This window comes from Chthonomonas sp. (assembly GCF_035294505.1).
Classification (GTDB): domain Bacteria; phylum Armatimonadota; class Chthonomonadetes; order Chthonomonadales; family Chthonomonadaceae; genus Chthonomonas.
This window is the reverse complement of the sequence record NZ_DATGKU010000111.1, coordinates 1-1480: the sequence shown is the minus strand read 5'-3', so window position 1 is coordinate 1480 and position 1480 is coordinate 1. Positions and strand designations below refer to the sequence as shown.

Genomic DNA, 1480 nt, shown 5'->3' with positions numbered 1-1480 from the left:
CAAACACGCGCCCAACAATGGCTCCAATCTCATCCTCAGGCCTGCCTTCTCTATCAATATAACTGGTATTACCTCGAAAAGGACTACCAAGAACCGGCACTGATGGCCCTCACCTATGATAAGGAGCTTTACATGCTCCTGCCGGCTACCCACTTCCGCACCTATGGGCCTAGCACCGTGCGGGCTATAGACCGTTTTAGCACCAACTGCCTTACTCTGTTTGCCTTCACTTTGTTGCCTGCCGACTTTGAGGTGGTTAGGGGGCCTGCTTTTGTGCCCCTCTCTGCCCAGGCTTTGGCCTTTATGACGGCTCACACCCAGCAGCTCGGCCTAGCCGAAGCCTTCGATCACTGGGGCTACATCCTTTGGCAGAATCAAGGATTACCCGTTCACCTACAAACACTCCTGCTACGGCTTCTTTAGTGGGATGAGCACAACAGGCTACCTAACTACTCTCGATGGGGGTCAAGACCAGGGGTTGCTTCTCTACCTAGAGCCGTCGAAAACGGAAATCCACAAAGCAAAGGTGCTCCATGAGTTTAGAGGCGACCTCGGTAGTCAACCGGTAGCCGGCCTCCGACGGGCCCCCAACGGCATCCTCTACGGCATTACCCTCCGAGGAGGAGACTTCGATACCGGAACCCTCTATGCCCTCGACCCCTCCACCCAAACCGTCGAAGTGCTCTACCAAGGAGAAGAGGGAGGGCCACGACACCCCATCGGATTGCCGGTCTGGACGGAGGAGGGCGGCCTCTACGGGGTGAGTTTGTTCGGAGGCCAACACAATGCCGGAACCCTGTATCGCTTCGACCTGCAGAGCAAACAGATGCAGATACTGCACAGTTTTGAGGGGCCGGAGGGCGCCCATCCGTTGGAGGCACTGGTTTTAGGAGCGGAGGGCTGGCTGTACGGCGCCACAGCTTTAGGAGGAAAGAATGATATAGGAGTGCTGTTCGGCTACCACATCCCCCAAAGGCGCTTCGAGGTTTTATGGCATCTGGAAGGAGAGCGCGAAGCCGACCCGTCCTACTTCGCTGTGCTTGAGCACGTTCCTACATACTCTCCGCATTCTGGTCAGCTGTGCTCGCCTTTAGTATGGCACCCTAGTGGGAAGCTTTATTGCTTGGTGAACCCAGATAGTAGGAAGATTAGGAAGCGTTATTTAGGCTACTTTGATGTTGGGGAGGCTCGCTTCCGACCGCTAATAGCGCTCCAGGAGACAGACACATCACTTTGTAGACCACAGCCGCTTGTCTTAGACCAGCAGGACTGGTTGTGGACGGTCAGTGACACCGAGCTTTATGCCTTTCATGTCCATAGTCTAGAGCGTAGGACGATTTGTCCGCTTCCTATTCCATTGGATGTTCAGGAGCAGCAGTACGGTGATAAGGGCTTAACACTAACCGGACTACTTCTTGGAATGGACGGTTTTGTCTATGCCTGGAATCCTAGTTCATTGTATCGTCTCTGCGTGCAAACG

Annotated in this window: 2 protein-coding genes; both read left to right on the top strand. The window is 54.5% G+C overall.

What is annotated here, in order from left to right; all coding sequences use genetic code 11:
• The coding region (locus VKV18_RS06455; protein ID WP_324203396.1) for a hypothetical protein at positions 1 to 423 on the top strand (423 nt) is incomplete at its 5' end.
• 4 nt (positions 424 to 427) lie between these two features.
• Positions 428 to 1480, top strand: a 1053-nt coding sequence (locus VKV18_RS06450) for a choice-of-anchor tandem repeat GloVer-containing protein (RefSeq protein WP_324203395.1), incomplete at its 3' end; no start/stop codon positions are given.